Origin of the sequence: Brucella gallinifaecis (genome assembly GCF_006476605.1) — a bacterium.
GTDB lineage: Bacteria > Pseudomonadota > Alphaproteobacteria > Rhizobiales > Rhizobiaceae > Brucella > Brucella gallinifaecis.
Map to the genome: position 1 here is coordinate 224,221 of NZ_ML636801.1, position 23,064 is coordinate 247,284.

The following is a 23,064-nucleotide window of genomic DNA, read 5'->3' on the forward strand; positions in this document are numbered from 1 at the left end:
ACTTTTCCGAAACATGCGTTAATTCCCCAGCCGTTCCAGCAGGTCGGGAACATGGACCTGATCAGATTTGTAATTGCCGGTGAGCATATACATGACGATATTCACGCCGCCACGAATGGCATAGATGCGCTGCATTGGATCGTTTGGAACCGTTGGCAACAGCGGATTGCCCTGTTCATCCACGGCCCAGGCGCCTGCAAAATCATTGGCAGTGATCATGATGGGCGAAACACCATCGCCGGTGCGCACTGGCCGATCCCGCGCTGCATCAGGCGATGCAGCTGCTTCAACCCATAGGGGACTGCCTTGATAACGACCGGGAAAATCGGGCATGATGAAAAAGGATTTTGTCAGCACATGATCATGGGGAACCGGCTCAAGCGGCGGCACATTCATGCTATTGAGTATGGTTCGCAGGCGCTGATTGGCGGGGGAGGCCGATGCATCAAGACTTGCGCCCGCCTGCAATTGATCACGCGTGTCAAAAAGCACGGTTCCGCCCTGCTGCATATAGGCGTCCACTTTGGCGATTGCCTCAGGCGTTGGCATTGGCGCATCGGGATCAATCGGCCAATAGATCAGCGGATAGAAGGCCAGTTCGTCTTTCGCGGGATCGACACCAATCGGATCGCCCGGTTCCAAGGCTGTTTTATCACCAAGTGCATAAGTCAGACCGCGCAAGCCGGCTTTGCTGATGTCATCAGTCGCAGCATTGCCGGTGATGATATAGGCAAGGTGGGTTTGTGAAACCGAATTGATGATGGTTTCATCGCCCGGCTTGCTGTCATTATATATCTGTTGCGCCTCGGCGGGTGGCACAGATACGGGCATAAGGCCGATAGTGGATGCCGCTGCAATGAGAATGGCCAGACTTGCAATTTTCGAGCGGGTTTTCATGCGACGACGCAATGCGCCGCGCAGCCAGAGCATGAGCAATGTATCAAGCGCCAGAAGCATCGCGGCAAGCGCAAAGAACGGACCACGCAGAGAAATTGACTGATCTGCACCATAGAATGCAGGCGTTAATCCAACTGAAAGCGTGGGCGGGATCATTGGCAATAGTTTGGTATCGATTCTTGCAAAAATATTGAGCGCTTCCAGACCATCCTCATTGCCGTAAAAGCCGGGTGGCGTGTTGATGCTGACATCGGGCAATCTGTCTTTTTCCACCACAATTGGCTTTGCTTCCGATGAGGGCGGTGTGAGTTCGCCATATGCTGATAAAAGCTGGTAAGGCGGCAGCGAAACGGACTGCTGATCAGCTTCTGAACTGGTGCGCTGCGAGAGCGACACGATGCGGCGCAGCATTTCGACAAAGGAGCCGGAAATTGGCAGGTTCGACCATGTGGCATCGGGCGAGCTGTGGAAGAGAACCACATTGCCACGGCCACGGCTCTCGCCTGTGACAAGCGGCGTGCCGTCTGCCAGTGTCGCATAGGCCTTGTCGTTGAGATCAAAGGAAGGTTCGGCCAGCACCTGTCGTGTGACTGTTACATCATCCGGTACATTCAGTCCCGCAAAGGGACCATTACCTGAAAATGAGCGCAGTTTTTGCGGCTCGGACCAGGACAGTGTTCCACCCAGAGCGCGTTCTCCTTTGCGCAAACGGACAGGCAGAAGCGGGTCGTTTTCGCTGGCGCCGGCAAGGCGAGGTCCGGCAAAGCGCACCAGCGTGCCGCCATCTTCGACCCATTTTGAAAGCTGTCCTTCTACAGGCTTGGGCAGGGTGCCAATATCGGCCATGATAAGAACAGAGGGCTTCATATCAAGCAGTTCCGGCACGGTTTTTGTCAGGTCTGCCGAGCGCGGTTCGATCAGGTTTGCATAGGGCGAAAGCGCACGCGAAATATAATGCAGCGGTGACAATAGCGGCTGGGCAAGATCACCATCGCCGCTGGCAAGAAGACCAATGGTGCGGCGCTCTGATCCGGCATCGATCAGGCGTGTCGCTCCGGCTTGCTGGACGCCGTCAATGCGGATCACGCGGAAATCATTGCGCAATTCGACCGGCAGATTAAAGCTTGCTGTCGCTTCTGTGCTCCCCAGAGCAAAAGACAGAGGTGCTTCGGCGATCCGGCGGCCTTTGTCGTCAAAGGCAGCAGCTCTTAGCATGCGCGGCATGGTTATGCCTTCGGGACGGATTGCTTTTGCTTCAAGGCTGTTCACCTTGTTTTCAACGCTGGTCAGCACCACAAGGTGGTCGAGATCAGCCGCATACCAGAGCACTGAGGCCAGTCGTCCCTGCTGGTCAAGCTGTGCAAACATATCCTTGTCGGTGTCGGTGTCGGTGGCCAGCCCGTCATTCATGAATGCCAGACGTATTTGTTCGCCTTGCGGCAGGGTTGATGCAAGACGATCAAATGCTGCCTTGCGATCAACAGGAATTGGCCGCGGCTGCAAGGCTTGCAGGCGCTCAATCGCGCGGATTGTATCATAAGGTCCAATATCCGCATTGGCTGGTTCTGCCGTGCCAAGTACATAAATCTGTGCGTTTGCGCTTTTTGTATCGGCAATCAGTTTTTCTGCAGCCGCCACACGTTGCGTCCAGTCTTCTGCCGATGCCCAGCCATTATCAATGACGATGGCCAGCGGTTCATTGCCGGAAAGGGCGAGAGGGCGTGGGTTCCAGACGGGTGAAGCAAGCGCGAAAATAACAAGAGCAGCAATGAACAGGCGCAGCAGTGTCATCCACCATGGGCTTTTGGAAGCGACTTCTTCGCGTTTGAATAATTGTGCCAGGATGCGCAATGGCGGGAAGGTTTCTTCCTGCGGACGCGGTGGCGTCATGCGCAGCAGCCACCAGATAAGGGGCAGCGCAACAAGGCCGGCCAGAATGAGTGGGGTGCCAAAAGCCAAAGGCAGGAAATTCATCAGCCTATGCCTCCTGAAGAGGATACACTCAAAGAATCATGCAAACGCGACAAAGCCTGTGTCGCAGGTGTGTCGGTGCGATGCGTGGTAAAACTCCAGCCAAGACGTCGGCAAAAATCTGCCAGTGTCTCGCGGCGTGCGGCATAGAGACGGCGATAGTCTTCCCGATAGGTTTCTGCACGGCCTGCAATCAATGTGTTTCCTGTTTCAGGATCACGAAACTCGGTACGTCCCGAATAGGGGAATATTTCTTCTGCCGGGTCTGCGACTTCGACCAGATGCGCACGAACACCGCGACGTGCCAGATCGTCAAGCAGGCTTGTCAGTTCATCAAGCGGTTGCAGGAAGTCTGAAACGAGCACCACTTCAGAAAAGCGGCGGATCTGATCAATATCAGGTAAGGGGCGTGAGGCGGTGTCATGCATCAAGGCGCTTGCCAATCGTTCCGCACCATTGCGGGCTGAAAAAGGCTGCAACAGCGATGGGAATGCAATGCGCTCGCCCGAACGCGACAGAATTTCGGCCAAAGCCAAGGTTAGCACCAGTGCTCGCGCTTCTTTGGAAATGGTTGAGAATTGCGATTGATAGAGCATTGAGGGCGAGAAATCGCACCACAGCCAGACCGTATGCGCGGATTGCCATTCGCGGTCGCGCACATAGGTATGATCGTCACGCGCCGAGCGCCGCCAGTCGATATGGGCGAGTGTTTCGCCCTTTACATAAGGTCGGAACTGCCAGAAATTTTCACCGGGGCCACGTTTGCGGCGGCCATGCCAGCCATTCATCACAGTGTTGACGACACGTTGCGCTTCAACCAGAAGATCGGGAATACTGGCTGCGCGCGCTCGTGCACGTGCCAAAGTATCCTTGCGGTTTGCTGTTGAAACTTCTGCGCCAATCACCATCAGGCGGCAGCCTTCACCAGATTGGCGATGACATCACGCACATACATACCATCCGCACGGGCTGCAAAATTGAGCGTCATGCGATGTTGCAAAACCGGCTCGGCCAGTGCTTTCACATCATCAATGGAGGGAGCGAGGCGGCCTTGATACAAGGCCCGTGCCCGTGCGCACAGCATCAGCGCCTGACTTGCGCGTGGACCCGGACCCCATGCGATGTGCTTTTTCGCATGTTCATTATCAGCATCAGGTCGTGCAGAACGCACAAGTTTGAGAATTGCATCAACCACGCTTTCCGAAACCGGCATGCGGCGCACCAGTGTCTGCATTTCTTGCAGTCGTTGTGCATCCAGAACCGCATGTGCCTTTGCTTCACTGACACCAGTTGTTTGAAGCAGAATGCGGCGTTCGGCGTCGAGTTCAGGATAGAGAATATCGATCTGCATCAAAAAGCGATCAAGCTGCGCTTCGGGCAGCGGATAGGTGCCTTCCTGTTCCAGCGGGTTTTGCGTTGCAAGCACGTGAAAAGGCGCAGGCAAATCATAACGCTGACCGGCGACGGTCACATGATATTCCTGCATAGCCTGCAAAAGGGCGGACTGGGTACGCGGCGAGGCGCGGTTGATTTCATCGGCCATTAAAAGCTGCGTGAAGATCGGGCCTTTGAGATAGCGGAAAGAGCGGCGTCCATCGGCATCCTGTTCCATCACTTCCGAGCCGATAATATCGGAGGGCATCAGATCGGGCGTGAACTGAATGCGCTGGCCTGAAAGGCCAAGCACGGTGCCGAGCGTTTCGACGAGCTTGGTTTTTGCAAGGCCCGGAACACCGACGAGCAGTGCATGGCCGCCAGCCAGAATTGCAACAAGCGTGCGTTCAATAACGCTTTCCTGCCCGAAAATAACCGTGCCTATATTTTCCCGGATAAGTGCGATATCGGCGAGGGCATGTTCAGCCTGTGCAATAATCTCATCGGGATTGGTTATTTCGGGGGTAACGACAACGCTCATATGGACCTCGCAAAACTATCCGCACCTGAATGTTACGATTTAAACAACTATATATGCTGACAAGCCGTGAAACGGTGACTATTTCATGACTTTAAGAATTTTAATCACATTCGCACAGGGATAACCGAGTCGGATGACAAAAAGCACCCCTGACGGCAAACAAGAGCCGCAAAGTGCATTGAAGGCTCCAGCAAGCGCAAGCGGGCTGGAAGCGCTGATTGCACGCGCTCATGATGATGCAAGTAGCGGTCCTTCCACCAAAGAGCGCGGGATACCGCCTGTCGAGCGCTGGAATCCGGCATTTTGTGGTGATCTGGATATGGAAATCCGGGCCGATGGAACATGGTTCTATATGGGCACGCCGATTGGTCGACCGCAACTTGTACGGCTTTTTTCGACCGTGTTGCGCAAGGACGAGGACGGCAAAACCTATCTTGTGACGCCGGTGGAAAAAGTGGGTATCCGTGTGGAAGACGCGCATTTCATTGCCGTTGAAATGCAGGTTTCGGGCGAGGGAGAAGCGCAGAAACTGACTTTTCGTACCAATGTTGGCGATGTGGTCGAGGTGGGCAAAGATCATCCTTTGCACTTTGTCATTGAGAAGGAAAGTGGTGGTCTCAAACCCTATATTACTGTGCGGGGACGACTTGAGGCGCTGGTCGGGCGTTCTGTCATGTATGATCTGGTGGCGCTGGGTGAAGAGATCGACATTGATGGCATGATCATGTTTGCGGTCCGGTCAAATGGTGTGGTTTTTCCGATCATATCTGCGGATGCATTGGAGGCGGCATTGCATGAATGAGCATGTTAAAGACAAATTTTCAGCCAATGATTTTGCGCAGCGCGTGCGTCGCTGGCAGCCGGATCATGATGATCTGACGGGTGATCATGTGCTCAATCCCGACTTTACCCAATTTATGGTGACAGCAAAAATGCGCGATGCGGCTGTGCTGGTGCCGGTGGTGGATCGCGGGTCGGAAGCGACATTGCTGCTTACGCGTCGTACGGAAAAATTGCGCAAACATTCCGGCCAGATTGCTTTTCCGGGAGGTGCTATTGATCCTGATGACGGAACGGCTGAAAATGCAGCCCTGCGTGAGGCTAATGAAGAAATCGGACTGGTTTCTGATCGGGCTGAAATTATCGGACATATGCCGCGCTATCTGACAGGCAGCGGCTTTTCCATCACGCCGGTTCTGGCGGTGGTCAATACGCCTTTTGATGTGTATCCGAACCCGGATGAGGTTGCGGATATTTTTGAAGTGCCTCTTTCTTTTTTGATGAATCCGGCCAATCACCGACGCGAAAGCCGTTTGTTGAATGGTCAGGAACGTTTTTATTACGCAATGCCATATCACGAACGATTTATCTGGGGCGTCACCGCAGGTATTATTCGTGGACTTTATGAAAGGCTCTATGCTTGAGCGATAGAATGAATATTTTTGACAAGGCCGAGTGGCTGCATGAAAAGCCATTGCAGGCATTTTTTGCCGCATTTAATCGCGATGGCGGTGAAGCGCGTGTGGTGGGCGGGGCTGTTCGCAATACGCTGCTTGGAACAAAAGTCAGCGATATTGATATTGCAACGACACATCTACCGCAAGAAACGGTACGACTGGCCAAAGAAGCGGGCTTCAAGCCTGTGCCGACGGGTATTGAACATGGCACTGTAACGGTTGTTGTGCAGGGACAGGCTTTTGAAGTCACGAGTTTGCGTAAAGACATCGAAACCGATGGCCGTCATGCAAAGGTTGCCTTTGGCACTGACTGGAAGATGGATGCCGAGCGGCGTGATTTCACTATCAATGCGCTTTATGCAACAGCCAATGGCGATGTGATTGATCATGTCGGGGGGCTGGCTGATATTGAATCGCGCACGCTTCGGTTCATTGGTGATCCTGAGGATAGAATCCGTGAAGATTACCTGCGCATTCTCCGGTTTTTCCGCTTTTTTGCATGGTATGGTTCCGGGCGTCCTGAAGCGGAAGGTCTGCGTGCCAGTGCAAGGCTGAAAGACGGCCTTGATCAGCTTTCCGCCGAGCGTGTCTGGTCTGAACTTAAAAAACTTCTGGCCGCCCCGGACCCTTCGCGTTCACTGCTCTGGATGCGGCAGTCGGGCGTGTTGAGCGCCATTCTGCCTGAGAGTGAAAAATGGGGCATTGATGCCATTCATGGGCTTGTGCGCACGGAAGCTGATCTCGGCTGGCCGATTGATGCGCTGTTGCGGCTTGAAAGCATGGTGCCGCCAGATGCGGCACGCATGGCGGAAATGGGCAAGCGGCTGAAAATGTCGAATGCCGAGCGAGCACGCCTTGAGGCTTGGGCAAGGGCAGATGCTATCAAGTCGGAAATTTCTGAACAGGCATTGAAGAAACTGATCTATCGCGGCAGTGCGCAGGCAGTGACTGATCGTATTCGGCTTGCTTATGCTGCGGCGCGTCAGGAAGCGGCAAGCAGCGATGAAGCGATGATCCGCGCTGGTGGCTATTCCCGGCTACTTGAAGCGGCTGAAAACTATGAGCCGCTGGTGTTTCCTGTGACGGGCAGTGATCTGCTTGCGCTTGGTGTTGAAAAAGGTCCGGGGCTTGGCGAGGTGTTACGCAATCTTGAAACTATCTGGATAGACTCCGGTTTTAGTCTTGACCGCGAAGCGCTTCTGGACAAACTTGATCGCAATAAAATGAACGGCTGAGGACTTGCAAAATTCAGCCATAGTTTCATTCACTTATGAACAGTGTTTACTGGTTTTGTTTTGAAAGTGTCCCGGCATGTCCAATCCTGATACATCAACTACGCAGAGCGCTGCTTCTGATCCCCAGCAGAATTTTGGCACGCAAGGCATTGCACCTATGGAGCGTCCAGGGGCCGTTACACGTTTCTTTATGGGTATTGTTGCATGGGCAGAGCGGCTTAATCTGAAATATGCCAAGCTCGGCAATCCGCCTGTTTATGATAATGCGACATTCCCATGGGCGGCAGAGGTGGAGAAAGCCTATCCGGCCATCCGTGCCGAACTTGAAAAGGTGCTGGTACGCCAGAGCGAATTGCCATCGTTTCAGGATATTTCGTCGGATGTGAAGACGATCTCAACCGATAATCACTGGAAGACCTTCTTCCTGCTGGGTTTTGGTGTGAAGTCCGAGCAAAACATCAAGGCATGCCCCAATACGTGGAATGCGGTGCAGCATATTCCGGGTCTGACGACGGCCATGTTCTCGATTTTTGAGCCGGGCAAGCATCTGCCGCCGCATCGTGGTCCTTATAATGGTGTGCTGCGCCTGCATATGGGCATGATCGTGCCGGAACCGGCTGACAAGCTTGCGATCCGTGTCGACAAGCAGATCTGCCATTGGCAGGAAGGCAAGGTTCTGATTTTCGATGATGCCTATGAGCATGAGGCATGGAACCACACGGAGCATACACGTGTGGTGCTGTTTGTTGATTTTGTGAAGCCGCTGAAATTCCCGGCGCGTTTTGTCAACTGGGCCTTGATGAACCTGGCGATCTTCACCCCCTTCATCAAGGAAGGGCTGGATAACCACAATGAGTGGGAAAAGAAATTCTATGCGCAGGCTGAAAAGCTTCGCAATCAGCCAAAGTCATAAAGCATTTCCAGCAAAAGTGGGAACCGGTTTTGCGTAGGATAATGCTTCAAGAAAAAGGGCGGGAAATTTCCCGCCCTTTTCATTTGAATTTTATGGCCATTTCACCACTGGCGGCATGGATGAGAGAATGGAATTCACATTGCCGCCGGTCTTGAGACCAAAGATCGTGCCGCGATCATAGAGCAGGTTGAATTCGACATAGCGTCCGCGGCGGATAAGCTGCTCTTCGCGGTCTTGCGGGGTCCAGTCCTTGTTGAAGTTCTGACGCACCAGATGCGGATAGACAACCGAGAAACCGCGGCCCACATCGCGGGTGAAGGCAAAGTCCTTGTCCCACCCGCCTTTTTCTTCAGATGAATGCAGCCAGTCATAGAAAATGCCGCCTGTGCCACGCGCTTCATCGCGATGCGGCAGGAAGAAATATTCGTCGCACCATTCTTTCAGACGCTGATAGTCGACGATGTCCTTATGCTTTTCACAGATGAAGCGGAAAGCCTTGTGGAAGGCGAGGGTGTCCGGGTCTTCCTGTGTGCGGCGGCGATCAAGGACAGGCGTCAGGTCCGCACCACCGCCGAACCATTGGCGCGAGGTCACGACCATGCGGGTGTTCATATGAACGGCTGGCACATTCGGGTTTTGCGGATGGGCGATGAGTGAAATACCGCTGGCCCAATAGCGCGGGTCTTCTTCGGCACCGGGTATCTGCTTGCGAAATTCCGGGGTGAATTCGCCATGTACAGTCGAGACATGCACACCGACTTTTTCAAAGACGCGGCCATGCATGATCGACATGACGCCACCGCCGCCATTGCCGTCATCCTTTTGCCATGGCGTGCGAACAAAGCGCCCCGGTTCCTGATCCGAGAGCGGGCCCTGCAATTCATCTTCAAGTTGTTCGAAACTTGCGCAGATACGATCGCGCAATTCTTCGAACCAGTTTTGGGCTGCAAGTTTTTTTTCTTCGATATCTTGCGGGATGATTGCCGGAATTTCGTCGCGCTGCATTTTTCTATCCTTTTACGCAATGTATCGTCATAATTCTTCGCAGATGACTTAGCAAAGTCCGGCCTTCTGGCAAAGCGAGAAGATGTCAGGCCCGTGCGACGTGATTTGCTCTCCCCAAGAAAAGACTCGTCATAAGCGCGTTGCTTCCCTATCTTAAATGATCAAGGGATCATAATTCCTTTAAAGGGAGGTGATTGCATGAAAGCACCTACGCCCCACCCGCCGCTGGAAGGCTTGCGCAAGCAGCTTGAAAAAGGTCGTGCGAGTAAAAGCAGACTTCCGCGTGATGGCTTTATCCGTGAGACATTTGCCCTGCCGCGGCAGGCGGCGCGCGATAAGGCACGTGAATGGTTCGAGAGTTTTCCAAAGGCTGCTTACTGGACTGAAATCGAGAGCTGGTGTGAGCGACCGGATGATGTGATTGAATTCACCATGCGCAGGTTGCCAACATCTGATTAGAGAGAAGATTCAGTTTTTGAGCCTAATACATTGAAACGAGATTCAGATTAGCAATTTAAAAAAGCACCCTTCGGTAACACCGAAAGATGCTTTGAATGATGAGTCGTTATAGCATTACAGGCTTATTTTGCGTCTGTCTGCGGTGCCTGTTCCCATGACTTCCAGTCATTGATGATGCTGTCGGCATAGGTTTTGCCAACGCGATAGGCATTGGTTGTAGCCAGTGGGAAACCGCCTGATTTTGCTGACAAGGATTCAGCCGCGCTCTGGTCCTTGCCCTGACGGTCAAAGTTTGAAGCGGTGCGCAGAAGTGCCACGCGGTTGAAGTCAAGCTTGCCTGCTTCAGCTGCGCGTTTGAGGGCAGTCAATGTTGCATTGTCTTCCATCTGCGATGTGCAATATTCGCCCTTGCCATCAGTCAGGAGCTTCGTCCATTGTTCGGTTGCCTCGGCAAGCTTTGTTCCATGCCAGTAGGTGTCAGCCGATGCTGTGTCGCAAATCGTAACTTTTGGCGCATTGGTTGCAGCCTCTTGCGTGTAATGTTTGCGATATTCCCTCGCATCGTCACTGTCGAGAAGTTCGATCCCTTGGGTCGTTGCCAGTGCGTAATCGGCCAGCTTGCCGTTGAGTTCAAAGACTTCTGTGCCTGCTGCCCATTTTGGCTTTTCGCCCGGTTTTGATGCGCCGAGGCCGAAGAAGTCTGTTGCCCAGCCTTCCGGTGCTTCGCGAATATCAATGCGATGGTTGAGATTGGCATCAACGGCATATTTTGCCCAATGGGCCGAACCGAGTGTGCCATGTTCTGGATCAACGCCTGCGATCCCGGCAATGAGAAAATAAGTGTGCTTCAGGTCAAGCTTGTCGCTTAGCGCCATGGCCGAAACTGAACTGGCGGCATTGGCAAAACCCATGGCGGTGGTCATGTGGCACAAGCCTTCTGCCGTGCAATCGATCTCAGGATATTCCGTGCTCAGACCCGGCAGTTTCAGTTTCTGTGTAAATTTTTCACCTTGCAGCCAAGGTTTTGCCTCCTCACCAAACATGGTGATGACCATGACCTTGGGGGCAATGGTTTGCGTGCCTTGTGCGAATGCAGGCGAGGCAATAGCTGTTGCGAGAAGATATGCGGAAAGAATAGATGTGTGAAGCGAGGGTTTCATAGAAAAAAGAACCATTTTGGGCCGGAAAAGGGAGGGAGGGCCTTGCATGGCCGGCAATCATGCAAAGAAAAATTTATCGGGCTCGGGAACTGATTCCGCTTTCTTATCTATGGAATTGAAACGGAATCATTAGCGTTTCAGCTGCCGTATAGCTTCGCCTGTCGTGAGCGCAACTGAAACGGCAAGATTGAGGGAGCGAGCGCCCGGCACCATGGGAATGATCAACCGTGCATCAGCCATGTCCTGAATATTTTCAGGAACGCCAGCAGATTCGCGGCCAAACAATAAGATGTCATTTTCCTGAAACTGATATTCAGTATAGGGAATTGCAGCCTTGGTGGACAGCAGAACCAGCCGTTTGTTTGCCTGAATACGCCAGTCATTGAAGTGCAGCCAATCCGCATGGCGGGTAAGGGCGGCCTGTTCGAGATAATCCATGCCGGCACGTTTCAGCGATCGGTCGGACACGTCGAAACCCGCAGGCTCGATCAAGTCCACCGCAAAGCCAAGGCATGCGGCCATACGCAGGATTGTTCCCGTGTTGCCGGGAATGTCGGGCTGATAAAGGGCGATACGAAGATCCATGTCAGGCGCGTAGCTCACAAATTGATTGGTCGCAAGTCGTGACACTATACATGGCAAGGTATCTGGATTTTAATTTCTTCATAGATCACGAAAATATTCCCTATTTGTTCCCATTTCAACTTGGATTTTTTTCAAGCTGCCCGTAAAAGGATCGCCATGTTTACATGGTTTGAAAAACGACTCGAAGCCTATCCTGAAGAACCGCTGCGCAAGCCTCCGCGCGGGCTGGTCGCTTTTTGTATGTATTATACCCGTGGCTCCTGGCCATGGATTATCGGAATGGCGATTTTCACAACATTGATTGCGATCATTGAAGTGTCGCTGTTTGCCTTTATGGGCAATATTGTCGACTGGCTTTCCAACCAGTCGCGGGAGACATTTCTGAGCAATGAAGGTTGGCGGCTTTCATTGATTGCAGGTGTTGTTCTGGTTGGTTTGCCGGTTGTTGTGCTGATCCATTCGCTGCTCATTCATCAGACATTGCTTGGCAATTATCCGATGCGTGTGCGCTGGCTGATGCATCGCTATCTGATCCGCCAGTCGATGTCATTCTTTCAGGACGAATTTGCCGGGCGTATCTCGACGAAACTGATGCAGACCTCTCTTGCCGTGCGTGAAACGGTGATGAAGGTGCTTGATGTGCTCAACTATGTCATCGTTTATTTTGCAGGCACGCTGTTTATCGCGGCTTCTGCGGATATTGTCTTGATGATCCCCTTTGCCGTCTGGCTGGTGGTTTATCTGATCCTGCTTCGTGTTTTTATCCCGCGTTTGAGGGTGATTTCCGAGCAGCAGGCAGATGCGCGTTCATCCATGACTGGCCGCATTGTTGACAGCTATACCAATATTGCAACTGTAAAACTGTTTTCGCATTCAAGCCGTGAAGAAGCTTATGTGAAAGAAAGCCTTGATGGTTTTCTGGGTACTGTGCATCGCCAGATGCGCATGATCACCATGTTTCATTTCACGCTCTATCTGTCGAATTGCATTTTGCTGTTTGCAGTAGGTGCAATTGGTATTCAGCTCTGGATGCATGAAGCTATTTCTGTTGGTGCTGTGGCTGTCGGTATCGGCCTTGTCTTGCGCCTGAATGGCATGTCGCAATGGATCATGTGGGAAATGTCGGCGCTGTTTGAAAATATCGGCACAGTAGAAGACGGCATCACCACGATTTCGAAAGCGCATGAAGTCGTCGATGTTGAAAACGCACCGCGGTTGCATGTCAAAAAAGGTGCGCTCGATTTCGATAAGGTCGGCTTTCATTACGGCAAGGGCAAGGGTGTTATTGAAGGCCTGTCGCTTGAGATCAAGGCGGGGCAGAAAGTTGGTCTTGTCGGGCGTTCAGGTGCCGGTAAATCCACGCTGGTTAATCTGCTGTTGCGTTTTTATGATCTGGAAAAAGGTCGTATCCTGATTGATGGTCAGGATATTTCCAAAGTCACGCAGGATTCCTTGCGTGCCAGCATCGGCATGGTGACGCAGGACACCTCTTTGCTGCATCGTTCGGTGCGAGAGAACATCATGTATGGTCGCCCGGATGCGACGGATGAAATGGTCGAACGCGCTATCCGTCTTGCGCAGGCAGATCAATTCATTCCACTTTTGACCGATGCCAAAGGCCGGCGCGGACTGGATGCGCATGTCGGCGAGCGTGGTGTGAAGCTTTCCGGTGGTCAGCGTCAGCGTATCGCGATTGCACGTGTGATGTTGAAAGATGCACCGATCCTTATTCTGGATGAGGCAACTTCTGCACTTGATTCAGAAGTGGAAGCAGCCATTCAGGACAGTCTCAATACGCTGATGGAAAACAAGACCGTTATTGCTATTGCGCATCGCCTTTCAACGATTGCAGCGCTCGACCGTCTTATCGTGATGGATCAGGGTAAAATCGTTGAAGACGGAACGCATGAGGAACTGGTTGCGCTCGGTGGTATTTATGCTGGACTATGGGCGCGACAATCAGGCGGCTTCCTTGGCTTTGATGAGCAGGGTCAGGCGGAATTGACACAATAAGGACTGGGCAATTGATGAAAGCGGTTTATAGCCTGTTCGAGCGTTGGGTTGATCCCTTCCGAGAACCGGATCAGCTCAGACCGCCTTCAACTATACTGGCTTTTCTGTGGCATTATGCACGTCAGGCCAAATGGCCGCTTGCGGCAGCGCTTGCTGTTGGCGGTCTTGCGCCGCTGGTTGAAGCGGGATTGTTTTATTTTACCGGCAGGCTGGTTGATATTCTCGATCAGGTAGGCCGGGCCGGTGCCGGGCGAAGCTGGTCGGAACTGTTTCAGGCGGCTGGCCCTGAACTGCTGTTCATGGCGGTTACGGTGCTTATCATTCGCTTTGTCGTTATGGCGCTTACGACGATGCTCGAAGGGCAAACATTATCGCCCGGCTTCTACAACATGATCCGCTGGCAGGCGAATTCCTATGTGCAACGGCAGTCCTATGCATTTTTCCAAAATGATTTTGCCGGGCGCATTGCCACAAAGGTCTGGCAGGCGGGGCAGGCCGCAGGCGATCTGATTGAAAGCCTCATTCAGGTCGTCTGGTTTATGGCGATCTATAGCATCACGACATTAATTCTGGTCGGGCAACTTGACTGGTGGCTGGCCGCAGCCGTTATTGTCTGGATTGTGGTCTTTGGTCTGATCGCAAGACACTATTTGCCGCGTATTCGCAAGAATGCGGAAGCGTCTGCTGAAGCAGGTTCAATGATCAATGGCCGCATCGTAGACAGCTATTCCAATATCCAGACAATCAAGCTGAATACGGTTGATGATGACGAGCGCTATATGCGTGACGGTTTCAAGCGCTATCTTGCGGCAATATTTCCGCTCATGCGTTCACTGACCGGCGTGCGGCTTGCCATGACCGGGCTGTCGGGTGTGATGATTGTGGTGATTGCATCCATCACTATCGATTTGTGGACGAAAGATGCGATTACCGTCGGGCAGGTGTCCTTCACGCTTGGTCTGGTCTTGCGTCTGAATATGCTGCTTGGCCGGTTGATGATGCAGTTAAACGGCATGCTGCGGCAGCTTGGTCTCATTGAGAACTCGATGAAGCTTTTATCTGCTCCTCTTGGTCTGGAAGACAAGCGCGATGCGAAACCATTGCGCATTACCGAAGCACGCATCGATATTCAGAATGTTACTTTTCATTATGGCAAGGCAGCCGGTGTTCTCGACAAAATCAATTTTTCCATCAAAGGCGGAGAGCGTATCGGGCTGGTGGGGCATTCGGGTGCTGGCAAGTCCACGCTCGTCAATCTGATCCTGCGGCTTTACGATGTCGAAAAGGGCGCAATCCTTGTTGATGGGCAGGATGTACGCGATGTGACGCAGGCTTCACTCAGACGCGCTTTTGCGGTCGTCAGTCAGGAGACAGCCCTTTTGCACCGTTCGTTGCGCGATAACATCATGCTGGCACGTGATGATGCCAGCAATGATGATCTCATGCTGGCTGCACGGCAGGCGGAAGCAGACGAGTTTATCGCCAGGCTTGAAGATTTTAACGGGCGCAAATCTTTTGATGCTTTTGTCGGCGAGCGTGGTGTGAAGCTTTCCGGTGGTCAGCGCCAGCGTATTGCGATTGCACGGGCAATCTTGAAAGATGCACCTGTTCTCATTCTGGATGAGGCAACTTCTGCGCTCGACTCAGAGGTTGAAGCTTCGATACAGGAAAACCTGCGTCAGCTCATGGATGGCAAGACAGTTATTGCAATTGCGCATCGATTGTCGACCATTGCAGCGCTTGACCGGCTTATTGTTATGGATAAAGGGCGCATCGTTGAAGAGGGCACCCATGATGAGCTTATCGCACGCGGTGGTATTTATGCTGGCCTCTGGGCACGCCAATCGGGTGGTTTTCTGGGTATAGAGAACTGATTTCCAGCGATGCAGCACGCTGCGTATAAAGCGATATTTGAGCGGGCAGTTTTGTCCGGCCTTATTTTCAAGATTGTAAAAACCTGCCCTGCGACATGGTGCCGTCCCTGAGGCTTGGCGTCTGGACAAGGGATTTCAACCTGCCTACACCTTAGTGTTGAGATGGAGGGAATATCGTTCTGCAAACACTTGTAGAACTGCTTTTTGCGCGTGAGCGCAAAGGGCGGCATGGCTTTTGCACAAGTGCAAGCCGAACGAGGGGAGTTTTAAATTGGATATCCAGGTTAAAAAGGAATTGGCACGTGAGCGAACACGACACGGCTGAGCCGACACGGCGTGATTTTTTGTATATTGCGACGGGAATGGCCGGTGTCGTTGCTGTCGGTGGCCTGGCATGGCCGTTTATCGACCAGATGCGTCCTGATGCTTCGACACTCGCTGCAGCTTCTATTGAGGTTGATGTATCTTCGCTTGAAGAAGGCGCATCGATGACCGTCAAATGGCGCGGCAAGCCAATTTTCATTCGCAATCGTACTGCCAAGGAAGTTGAAGAAGCCAAGGTGACAGCCTTGAGCGATCTGAAAGATATTGCTGCGCGCAATGCCAATCTTCCTTTGGATGCGGAAGCGACGGATGTCGCCCGTTCGGCAGGTGAAGGCAAGGAAAACTGGATCGTCATGGTTGGCGTCTGTACGCATCTTGGTTGCGTACCTCTGGGTGAATCCGGTTCATTCGGTGGCTGGTTCTGTCCGTGCCACGGTTCGACCTATGATACGGCCGGTCGTATCCGCAGCGGTCCCGCCCCGGAAAATATGTACATCCCGGAATATGCATTCACTTCCGATACGGTCATCAGGATCGGCTAAACAGATCTTGGGGAGATAAAATATGAGTGGTCATCACTCCACATATACGCCCTCGACCGGCATCGAAAAATGGGTCGATGAGCGGCTGCCTTTGCCGCGCCTCGTTTATGATTCCTTTGTTGCTTATCCGACGCCGCGTAACCTGAATTATATGTATACGTTTGGCGGCATTTTGAGCTTCATGCTTATTGCACAGATCATTACCGGCATTGTGCTGGCGATGCATTATGCTGCGGAAACGACGATTGCGTTCAATTCGGTCGAAAAGATCATGCGTGACGTCAATTCGGGCTGGCTGCTGCGCTACATGCACGCAAATGGCGCCTCTTTCTTCTTTATTGCGGTCTATCTGCATATTGCCCGCGGACTTTATTATGGCTCCTACAAGGCGCCGCGCGAGCTTTTATGGATTCTCGGCGTGGTGATTTTCCTGCTTATGATGGCGACAGCCTTCATGGGCTATGTGCTGCCATGGGGTCAGATGTCGTTCTGGGGGGCCACGGTTATCACGGGCTTCTTTACAGCCTTTCCGGTGATAGGCGAGCCGATCCAGCAATTGCTGCTTGGAGGGTTTGCGGTGGATAATCCAACGCTGAACCGTTTCTTCTCGCTGCATTATCTGCTGCCGTTCATGATTGTGGGCGTTGTTATCCTGCATGTATGGGCGCTGCATGTGACAGGCCAGACAAACCCGACCGGCATTGAAGTCAAATCGAAGACCGATACTTTGCCGTTTACACCTTATGCAACCATCAAGGATGCTTTTGGTGCGCTCGTCTTCTTTGTTTTCTTCGCTTATTTCGTTTTCTATATGCCGAACTTTCTGGGGCACCCGGATAATTATATTCCGGCAGACTCTTTGAAGACGCCAGCGCATATTGTGCCGGAATGGTACTTCCTGCCGTTTTACGCGATGCTGCGTGCGATCACCTTCAATATCGGCCCGATCGATTCCAAGCTTGGTGGCGTTCTGGTGATGTTTGGCTCGATTGCGATCCTGTTTGTCGTGCCATGGCTCGATACTTCCAAGGTTCGTTCGGCGGTTTATCGTCCCTGGTTCAAGCTGTTCTTCTGGCTGTTCGTGATCAATGCCATCTTCCTTGGCTGGCTGGGTTCGCGTCCTGCGGAAGGCGTCTATACGCTGCTGGCGCAGTTTGGCACGTTCTACTATTTCGCATTTTTCATCATCATCATGCCGGTGCTTGGCCTGATCGAGACGCCGAAGCGTCTGCCAAATTCGATTACCGAGGCCGTGCTTGAGAAGAGCGAAAGCAAGGCCGGGATTACCCCAGTGGAAATCAAAGGCTGATGCGCGAGATGAAGGACGTAACAATGAAAAACATCCTCAAGAGTTTCGCTGCTTTCGGTATTGCTCCGCTGGTAGCACTCGGTCTGACAATGGGAGGAGCCTTTGCTGCCGATGGCGGCGAGGGTGAGCCTGAACATTTTCCGATCCATCATCCGAAACAGGAAAAATGGAGCTTCTCAGGCCCATTTGGTACTTATGACAAGGGGCAGCTTCAGCGCGGTCTCAAGGTTTATAAGGAAGTCTGTTCGGCCTGCCATTCACTGGATCTGGTGGCGTTTCGCAATCTGGAAGCGCTTGGCTATTCACCGGATCAGGTAAAGGCTTTTGCTGCGGAATATGAAGTTGAAGACGGTCCAAATGCAGATGGTGAAATGTTCACCCGCAAGGCCATAGCGACGGATCATTTTCCAGCACCATTTCCGAATGCGGCAGCGGCAGCGGCTGCCAATAATGGCGCTGCACCACCGGACTTTTCGCTGATTGCCAAGGCGCGTGCGGTTGAACGTGGTTTTCCGACCTTTATCTTTGACATATTCACGCAATATGCCGAAGCAGGCCCGGATTATATTCATGCGCTTTTAACCGGTTACGATGAACAGCCACCGGCAGGCGTGACGGTTGCGGAAGGGACTTATTACAATCCGTATTTTATCGCGGGTAAGTCGCTTGCCATGGCCAAGCCGCTAAGTGACGATCAGGTGACGTATGATGATGGTTCACCGCAGACGGTGGATCAATATGCGCGTGACGTTTCTGCATTTCTGATGTGGTCTGCCGAGCCGCATCTGGAAGAACGCAAGAAGATCGGCTTCAGGGTTATGATCTTCCTGATCCTGTTTGCTGGCCTTGTATACATCGCCAAGCGTTCGATCTGGTCAAATATAAAGCACTGATTGATCATTCAGCATATTGAAAAGGGCGCCTCACGGCGCCCTTTTTGTTGGCGCTGCATTAAGTTTCTCAAAAAAGTGTAAAGCCACTTGGCTCAATGGGCATATCGTGGTTGAAGGGAATTCACGATAGTTGATCAAGAGAAAGCCGCTGGCTTCTCCCCTGAAAGGACTGAAAATGGAATCCGGGTTCAAAGCAACTTTGAAGGACGCGATCAGAACAATTCCTGATTATCCGAAGCCGGGGGTCCAGTTCCGTGATGTAACGACACTTATGGGGGATGCGCGAGCGTTTCGCCGGGCGGTTGACGAATTGGTCTATCCTTTTGCAGGCAATCAGGTGGATAAGGTTGCGGGTATTGAAGCGCGTGGTTTCATTCTTGGTGGTGCGATTGCCCATCAGCTTTCGGCGGGTTTTGTGCCAATCCGCAAGAAAGGCAAGCTCCCACGCGATACTGTAAGGATTGCTTACAGCCTTGAATATGGCATTGATGAAATGGAAATGCACCGCGATGCTATCGAGAAGGGCGAGCGTATCATTCTTGTTGATGATCTGATCGCAACTGGTGGCACGGCGGAAGCCGCAGCCAAGCTTTTGTTGCAGATGGGGGCTAATATCGTTGCGGCCTGTTTTATCATTGATCTGCCAGACCTTGGCGGACGCAAAAAGCTTGAAGCGCTTGACGTGCCGGTGCGTACGCTTGTCGAGTTTGAAGGCGATTGATTTTCTTGAAAAAGCAACGGTGCCTGATGCGTGACACCGTTGCTTTTTTTATGATGGCAGCTTGACCATTGCGGCATTGTCGAAGGACAAAACCTTGTCGCCATGCTGGTTATAAGCATTGCTGCTCATGGAGAGCATCGACCAGCCGGGACGCGAGCTGAGCGGGCGAACCGCATGCACTGTGCGCTTATAAGTGATTGTATCGCCTGCATAGACCGGACGCAGCCATTTGAGGTTCTCAAAGCCGGGTGAGGGGCCGAATGTCGGCGGGATCTCGCCGCGCTTCATAGCGTCTTTGGTTGCCTCGACAATCGCTGCCACATTGAGTTTCATGAAGACGGCTGTCGTATGCCAGCCTGACGCGCAAAGGCCGCCCAGAACGCTGTTTTTTGCCGCTTCTGCATCCAGATGAAATGGTTGCGGATCAAATTTTGATGCGAAGTGCGTAATTTCTTCCGCGGTGAATCTATGGCTGCCGATGGTCAGCTCTTCACCGAGATGTTCTTCGATGAAATTCATGCCGCTTCTCCTTCGATCTCAGGATTGCGAAGGCCCATCATGATGATGTGCTGAAGCTCGCAAACGACCTCGCCGCGTTGATTGACGATTTCGTTATGAATGGTGAGAATACCTATATGCGACATGGATTGAGACCGACGACGCTCAATTACAGTCGAGACACCGCTTAGCGTGTCGCCTGCAAGCACAGGCCGTTTCCAGCGGTTAAATTCAATGCCTGGGCTGCCCTGCGAAGTGGAATCCTTGAGATAAGCATCCCAGATCATGCGCATGTAAAGAGATACAGTATGCCAGCCGGATGCAGCAAGGCCGCCAAGAACGCTCGCTTTGCCTGCTTCTTCATCAAGGTGGAAGGGCTGGGGGTCAAACTCGCGGGCGAATTCGATTATTTCTTCTTTGGTAATGTTGCGCGGACCAAAGGGAAGTTTCAGTCCAGGCGTGAAATCTTCATAAGCATATTTGGGTGCTTTGTCAGTCAATCCGGTCTCCTCCCGAATAAGAAAAAAGCCACCGCTCTCACGGTGGCCTGATCGTATCAGGTATTAAAGCGGAACAGCATCACATCGCCGTCATGGACGATATATTCCTTGCCTTCGTCCCGCGCTTTGCCTGCTTCCTTGGCGCCGACTTCACCATTATATTTGATATAGTCTTCATAGGCGATGGTCTGGGCACGAATGAAGCCACGCTCGAAATCCGTATGGATGACACCGGCTGCGCCCGGAGCCTTGGTTCCACGCTTGATGGTCCATGCGCGTGTTTCCTTGGGACCAGCCGTGAAATAGGTGATGAGGTCGAGAAGCTTGTAGCCTGCGCGAATAAGACGATCGAGGCCCGGTTCTTCAAGGCCCATGGCGTCCAGATATTCCTTGGCTTCCTCGTCCGCAAGCTGGGCAACTTCTGCTTCAATTGCAGCAGAAATGATGACGCTTTCAGCGCCTTGTTCAGTGGCCATTTTTGCAACCGCTGCACTGTGTTCATTGCCCTTGGCGGCATCGCTTTCCGCGACATTGCAGACATAAAGCACTGGCTTTGAAGTGAGCAGGTTCAAACCTTTGAGGATCAGCAGGTCATCTGGCGCAATGTCTTTGAGCATCAGGCGAACCGGTTTGCCATTTTGCAACAGCTCCAGAGCCTGTTCCATCACAGGTAAAACAGTGACGGCTTCCTTGTCCTTGGAAGAGGCACGCTTGCGGATCTGCACAATGCGGCGCTCGATGCTTTCAAGGTCCGAGAGCATCAGTTCTGTTTCTACGGTTTCTGCGTCTGAAACGGGATCGATGCGACCTTCAACATGGGTGATGTCGTCATCTTCAAAGCAACGCAGGACATGCACGATGGCATCGACTTCGCGGATATTGGCAAGAAACTGGTTGCCAAGACCTTCGCCCTTGGAAGCACCGCGTACAAGACCTGCAATATCAACGAAATTAATGCGGGTCGGGATGATTTCCTTCGAGCCTGCAACCTTGGCGATACCATTCTGGCGTGGATCGGGAACCGCCACTTCACCAGTGTTTGGCTCGATGGTGCAGAATGGATAGTTTGCAGCCTGTGCTGCCGCAGTCTTGGTCAGCGCATTGAAAAGCGTGGACTTGCCGACATTGGGCAGGCCGACGATGCCGCATTTGAAACCCATGATCTTACCTGTCAGACTAGAATAGAATTAGTGTCGTTATACAACTTGAATAAAGCCAGTGCCGCTATGCGACATGTAACTACGAAGCGTCAAGAGCAGCGCATGAAAGTCGTGCTTTAATCTTTTTTTCCCAGGAGTTTCCTGAGCATTTCAGCCATTGTTCCGTTTACCGGAATATTCGGTTTGGCTGCGTTTTGACGCGCCTGCCTGATATGGCTTTGTGCTTTGGGCGGGGCTTTTTCCAATTGTGTCGGATCAGCCTTGAAACCGTTGGGACGCTTGCTGCCATCGCCCATGGCGATTGCGACGCGGTTCATGAAACCATTGTCGTCACCTTTGGCAAGCATACCGATATTATCCGATATGGCGCCAAACAGCTTGTCCAGCCATTCACTGTCGACCTTGGCAAAATCGCCCAGAACATGATTGTGAACCAGTTCTTTTGCACCGGGATGGCCGATACCAAGGCGCATGCGGCGATAATCTTTGCCCTTGGGGAAAGCCTGCATATGGGCATCAATGGACTTGATCCCATTATGTCCACCTGAACCGCCACCTGTCTTGATACGCAGCTTTGCAGGTGCCAGGTCAAGTTCGTCATAGATCACGACGAGATCGGCAGGGGTGAGTTTATAAAAGCGCATGGCCTCGCCAATCGACTGACCGGAAAGGTTCATGAAAGTCATTGGTTTGATAAGCAGCACTTTTTCGCCATCAATCACACCATCGGCGATCTCGGCCTTGAACTTTTTCTGCCAGTTGGAAAATCTATGGCGGCGGAATATTTCATCCACCGCCATAAAACCGATATTGTGTCGGTTATGCGCATATTGAGGGCCGGGATTGCCAAGTCCTGCGATGAGCAGCATGGTTTTCTGACCCTCAAATGGGACAAGCGATTATTCGCCGTCCTTGGCTTCGCCTTCTGCATTTTCTTCCGACTTGAAGCCGGCAGGTGCAGCAATTGTTGCAACCGTGAAATCACGATCCTGAATGACAGGTGTGACGCCCTTAGGCAGTTCAACGGAAGAAATGTGAATGGCATCACCAATTTCACGACCGCTCAAATCGACGATGATTGCATCGGGAATTGCGTTGGCTGGAGCATGAAATTCAACTTCATGGCGCACGACATTAAGCATGCCGCCGACCTTGATGCCCGGTGCCTTGTCTTCATTGATGAACTGCACAGGAATGCTGACTTCAACAATCGACTTCGCAGTTACGCGAAGGAAATCGACGTGCTGAGGGAAGTCACGGACTGGATCGAGCTGGTAATCCTTAGGGAGAACCTGAATCTTCTTGCCGTCTACTTCGATGGTGGCAACAGTGGTTTTGAAACCGCCGCCGTGAATCTTGTAGAAGATTTCCTTATAGGAAACCGCAATAGGGAGTGGCTCCTGCTTGTCACCATAGATGACTGCTGGAATCTGGCCGTTGCGACGCAGTTCGCGGGAGGACCCCTTACCAACCCGGGTACGCAGATCGGCCTTGAGCACGTAATTATCGCTCATGGCATTTCCTTTCAAAGTTACTGGAGTGTCGCCCGCAGTTTAAATTCAGCGAGTGACATGAAACAGCCCACGCTGTCTTTTACCCCGTATTGTTTTCACACAGTGCAAGACTAGGCTGC

General features: G+C 52.3%; 22 protein-coding genes. 11 read left to right on the forward strand and 11 right to left on the reverse strand.

Features of this window, described 5'->3' with window-relative positions:
* Positions 1 to 18: 18 nt before the first annotated feature.
* Genes FHY56_RS03230 through FHY56_RS03240 form a run of 3 tightly spaced genes read right to left on the reverse strand, consistent with a single transcriptional unit; the run spans position 19 to position 4,783 of the window.
* On the reverse strand, positions 19 to 2,871 hold the full coding sequence (locus tag FHY56_RS03230) for a DUF4159 domain-containing protein (RefSeq protein WP_140903738.1): 2,853 nt from the start codon (positions 2,869 to 2,871) through the stop codon (positions 19 to 21).
* On the reverse strand, positions 2,871 to 3,776 hold the full coding sequence (locus FHY56_RS03235; RefSeq protein ID WP_140903739.1) for a DUF58 domain-containing protein: 906 nt from the start codon (positions 3,774 to 3,776) through the stop codon (positions 2,871 to 2,873). Before FHY56_RS03235 ends, FHY56_RS03230 begins: the two co-directional genes overlap by 1 nt.
* Positions 3,776 to 4,783, reverse strand: a complete 1,008-nt coding sequence (locus FHY56_RS03240) for an AAA family ATPase (protein ID WP_140903740.1) — start codon at positions 4,781 to 4,783, stop codon at positions 3,776 to 3,778. The genes FHY56_RS03235 and FHY56_RS03240 overlap by 1 nt, the downstream gene beginning before the upstream one ends.
* A 133-nt stretch (positions 4,784 to 4,916) precedes the next feature.
* On the opposite strand from FHY56_RS03240, the gene FHY56_RS03245 reads away from it, so the two are divergent.
* The 4 genes from FHY56_RS03245 to FHY56_RS03260 all read left to right on the forward strand — a co-directional run bounded on the left by FHY56_RS03245 (position 4,917) and on the right by FHY56_RS03260 (position 8,388).
* Entirely contained in the window at positions 4,917 to 5,585 is a 669-nt protein-coding gene (locus FHY56_RS03245) for a DUF1285 domain-containing protein (RefSeq protein ID WP_140903741.1), read from the forward strand.
* The gene (locus FHY56_RS03250) at positions 5,578 to 6,207 is read left to right on the forward strand and encodes a CoA pyrophosphatase (protein WP_140903742.1); all 630 of its coding nucleotides are present in this window, start codon (positions 5,578 to 5,580) and stop codon (positions 6,205 to 6,207) included. Before FHY56_RS03245 ends, FHY56_RS03250 begins: the two co-directional genes overlap by 8 nt.
* Before the next feature lie 8 nt (positions 6,208 to 6,215).
* Entirely contained in the window at positions 6,216 to 7,475 is a 1,260-nt protein-coding gene (locus FHY56_RS03255) for a CCA tRNA nucleotidyltransferase (protein ID WP_140903743.1), read from the forward strand.
* Between the two features lie 76 nt (positions 7,476 to 7,551).
* Positions 7,552 to 8,388 carry an ornithine lipid ester-linked acyl 2-hydroxylase OlsC gene (locus FHY56_RS03260; RefSeq protein WP_140903744.1) on the forward strand — a complete coding sequence of 279 codons (837 nt, stop codon included), beginning with the start codon at positions 7,552 to 7,554 and terminating at the stop codon, positions 8,386 to 8,388.
* A gap of 90 nt (positions 8,389 to 8,478) precedes the next feature.
* Here FHY56_RS03260 and hemF read toward each other — a convergent pair whose 3' ends face one another.
* On the reverse strand, positions 8,479 to 9,393 hold the full coding sequence (gene hemF, locus FHY56_RS03265) for an oxygen-dependent coproporphyrinogen oxidase (protein WP_140903745.1): 915 nt from the start codon (positions 9,391 to 9,393) through the stop codon (positions 8,479 to 8,481).
* Positions 9,394 to 9,591: 198 nt separating this feature from the next.
* On the opposite strand from hemF, the gene FHY56_RS03270 reads away from it, so the two are divergent.
* Positions 9,592 to 9,852, forward strand: coding sequence for a hypothetical protein (locus FHY56_RS03270; protein ID WP_140903746.1), 261 nt, complete (start codon positions 9,592 to 9,594; stop codon positions 9,850 to 9,852).
* A gap of 122 nt (positions 9,853 to 9,974) precedes the next feature.
* On the opposite strand, the gene FHY56_RS03275 is transcribed toward FHY56_RS03270, so the two are convergent.
* Together FHY56_RS03275 and FHY56_RS03280 are read right to left on the reverse strand one after the other, a co-directional pair.
* Entirely contained in the window at positions 9,975 to 11,012 is a 1,038-nt protein-coding gene (locus tag FHY56_RS03275; RefSeq protein ID WP_140903747.1) for a purine-nucleoside phosphorylase, read from the reverse strand.
* Positions 11,013 to 11,141: 129 nt separating this feature from the next.
* Positions 11,142 to 11,597 carry a tRNA (cytidine(34)-2'-O)-methyltransferase gene (locus FHY56_RS03280; protein WP_140903748.1) on the reverse strand — a complete coding sequence of 152 codons (456 nt, stop codon included), beginning with the start codon at positions 11,595 to 11,597 and terminating at the stop codon, positions 11,142 to 11,144.
* A 156-nt stretch (positions 11,598 to 11,753) separates the two neighbouring features.
* Here FHY56_RS03280 and FHY56_RS03285 point away from each other — a divergent pair, with 156 nt between their 5' ends.
* The 6 genes from FHY56_RS03285 to FHY56_RS03310 all read left to right on the forward strand — a co-directional run bounded on the left by FHY56_RS03285 (position 11,754) and on the right by FHY56_RS03310 (position 19,273).
* Positions 11,754 to 13,610 (forward strand): ABC transporter ATP-binding protein, encoded by a 1,857-nt coding sequence (locus tag FHY56_RS03285; protein ID WP_140903749.1) that lies wholly within the window; start codon positions 11,754 to 11,756, stop codon positions 13,608 to 13,610.
* Between the two features lie 14 nt (positions 13,611 to 13,624).
* Positions 13,625 to 15,484, forward strand: coding sequence for an ABC transporter ATP-binding protein (locus FHY56_RS03290; RefSeq protein WP_140903750.1), 1,860 nt, complete (start codon positions 13,625 to 13,627; stop codon positions 15,482 to 15,484).
* A 302-nt stretch (positions 15,485 to 15,786) separates the two neighbouring features.
* A complete protein-coding gene (gene petA, locus FHY56_RS03295) occupies positions 15,787 to 16,350 on the forward strand; it encodes a ubiquinol-cytochrome c reductase iron-sulfur subunit (protein WP_140903751.1) in 564 nt (187 codons plus the stop codon).
* Positions 16,351 to 16,372: 22 nt separating this feature from the next.
* Positions 16,373 to 17,659 carry a cytochrome b gene (locus tag FHY56_RS03300; protein ID WP_140903752.1) on the forward strand — a complete coding sequence of 429 codons (1,287 nt, stop codon included), beginning with the start codon at positions 16,373 to 16,375 and terminating at the stop codon, positions 17,657 to 17,659.
* A 23-nt stretch (positions 17,660 to 17,682) separates the two neighbouring features.
* The gene (locus FHY56_RS03305; protein WP_193556754.1) at positions 17,683 to 18,552 is read left to right on the forward strand and encodes a cytochrome c1; all 870 of its coding nucleotides are present in this window, start codon (positions 17,683 to 17,685) and stop codon (positions 18,550 to 18,552) included.
* Between the two features lie 175 nt (positions 18,553 to 18,727).
* Positions 18,728 to 19,273, forward strand: coding sequence for an adenine phosphoribosyltransferase (locus FHY56_RS03310; protein ID WP_140903753.1), 546 nt, complete (start codon positions 18,728 to 18,730; stop codon positions 19,271 to 19,273).
* Between the two features lie 48 nt (positions 19,274 to 19,321).
* Here FHY56_RS03310 and FHY56_RS03315 read toward each other — a convergent pair whose 3' ends face one another.
* From FHY56_RS03315 to FHY56_RS03335, 5 genes are all read right to left on the reverse strand, one after another.
* Entirely contained in the window at positions 19,322 to 19,792 is a 471-nt protein-coding gene (locus FHY56_RS03315) for a MaoC family dehydratase (protein WP_140903754.1), read from the reverse strand.
* On the reverse strand, positions 19,789 to 20,271 hold the full coding sequence (locus FHY56_RS03320; protein ID WP_140903755.1) for a MaoC family dehydratase: 483 nt from the start codon (positions 20,269 to 20,271) through the stop codon (positions 19,789 to 19,791). Before FHY56_RS03320 ends, FHY56_RS03315 begins: the two co-directional genes overlap by 4 nt.
* Before the next feature lie 56 nt (positions 20,272 to 20,327).
* Positions 20,328 to 21,431: a redox-regulated ATPase YchF gene (ychF, locus tag FHY56_RS03325; protein ID WP_140903756.1), complete on the reverse strand. Its 1,104-nt coding sequence runs from the start codon at positions 21,429 to 21,431 to the stop codon at positions 20,328 to 20,330.
* A 116-nt stretch (positions 21,432 to 21,547) separates the two neighbouring features.
* Positions 21,548 to 22,300, reverse strand: a complete 753-nt coding sequence (pth, locus tag FHY56_RS03330) for an aminoacyl-tRNA hydrolase (RefSeq protein WP_140903757.1) — start codon at positions 22,298 to 22,300, stop codon at positions 21,548 to 21,550.
* Between the two features lie 30 nt (positions 22,301 to 22,330).
* Positions 22,331 to 22,945 (reverse strand): 50S ribosomal protein L25/general stress protein Ctc, encoded by a 615-nt coding sequence (locus FHY56_RS03335; protein WP_140903758.1) that lies wholly within the window; start codon positions 22,943 to 22,945, stop codon positions 22,331 to 22,333.
* Positions 22,946 to 23,064 lie beyond the last annotated feature (119 nt).

What these genes read in the sequence shown, in the direction of transcription:
- FHY56_RS03230 (WP_140903738.1), bottom strand. Translation starts at nt 2,871, where the DNA reads ATGAATTTCCTGCCTTTGGCTTTTGGCACCCCACTCATTCTGGCCGGC.
- FHY56_RS03235 (WP_140903739.1), bottom strand. Translation starts at nt 3,776, where the DNA reads ATGGTGATTGGCGCAGAAGTTTCAACAGCAAACCGCAAGGATACTTTG.
- FHY56_RS03240 (WP_140903740.1), bottom strand. Translation starts at nt 4,783, where the DNA reads ATGAGCGTTGTCGTTACCCCCGAAATAACCAATCCCGATGAGATTATT.
- FHY56_RS03245 (WP_140903741.1), top strand. Translation starts at nt 4,917, where the DNA reads ATGACAAAAAGCACCCCTGACGGCAAACAAGAGCCGCAAAGTGCATTG.
- FHY56_RS03250 (WP_140903742.1), top strand. Translation starts at nt 5,578, where the DNA reads ATGAATGAGCATGTTAAAGACAAATTTTCAGCCAATGATTTTGCGCAG.
- FHY56_RS03255 (WP_140903743.1), top strand. Translation starts at nt 6,216, where the DNA reads ATGAATATTTTTGACAAGGCCGAGTGGCTGCATGAAAAGCCATTGCAG.
- FHY56_RS03260 (WP_140903744.1), top strand. Translation starts at nt 7,552, where the DNA reads ATGTCCAATCCTGATACATCAACTACGCAGAGCGCTGCTTCTGATCCC.
- hemF (WP_140903745.1), bottom strand. Translation starts at nt 9,393, where the DNA reads ATGCAGCGCGACGAAATTCCGGCAATCATCCCGCAAGATATCGAAGAA.
- FHY56_RS03270 (WP_140903746.1), top strand. Translation starts at nt 9,592, where the DNA reads ATGAAAGCACCTACGCCCCACCCGCCGCTGGAAGGCTTGCGCAAGCAG.
- FHY56_RS03275 (WP_140903747.1), bottom strand. Translation starts at nt 11,012, where the DNA reads ATGAAACCCTCGCTTCACACATCTATTCTTTCCGCATATCTTCTCGCA.
- FHY56_RS03280 (WP_140903748.1), bottom strand. Translation starts at nt 11,597, where the DNA reads ATGGATCTTCGTATCGCCCTTTATCAGCCCGACATTCCCGGCAACACG.
- FHY56_RS03285 (WP_140903749.1), top strand. Translation starts at nt 11,754, where the DNA reads ATGTTTACATGGTTTGAAAAACGACTCGAAGCCTATCCTGAAGAACCG.
- FHY56_RS03290 (WP_140903750.1), top strand. Translation starts at nt 13,625, where the DNA reads ATGAAAGCGGTTTATAGCCTGTTCGAGCGTTGGGTTGATCCCTTCCGA.
- FHY56_RS03300 (WP_140903752.1), top strand. Translation starts at nt 16,373, where the DNA reads ATGAGTGGTCATCACTCCACATATACGCCCTCGACCGGCATCGAAAAA.
- FHY56_RS03305 (WP_193556754.1), top strand. Translation starts at nt 17,683, where the DNA reads ATGAAAAACATCCTCAAGAGTTTCGCTGCTTTCGGTATTGCTCCGCTG.
- FHY56_RS03310 (WP_140903753.1), top strand. Translation starts at nt 18,728, where the DNA reads ATGGAATCCGGGTTCAAAGCAACTTTGAAGGACGCGATCAGAACAATT.
- FHY56_RS03315 (WP_140903754.1), bottom strand. Translation starts at nt 19,792, where the DNA reads ATGAATTTCATCGAAGAACATCTCGGTGAAGAGCTGACCATCGGCAGC.
- ychF (WP_140903756.1), bottom strand. Translation starts at nt 21,431, where the DNA reads ATGGGTTTCAAATGCGGCATCGTCGGCCTGCCCAATGTCGGCAAGTCC.
- pth (WP_140903757.1), bottom strand. Translation starts at nt 22,300, where the DNA reads ATGCTGCTCATCGCAGGACTTGGCAATCCCGGCCCTCAATATGCGCAT.
- FHY56_RS03335 (WP_140903758.1), bottom strand. Translation starts at nt 22,945, where the DNA reads ATGAGCGATAATTACGTGCTCAAGGCCGATCTGCGTACCCGGGTTGGT.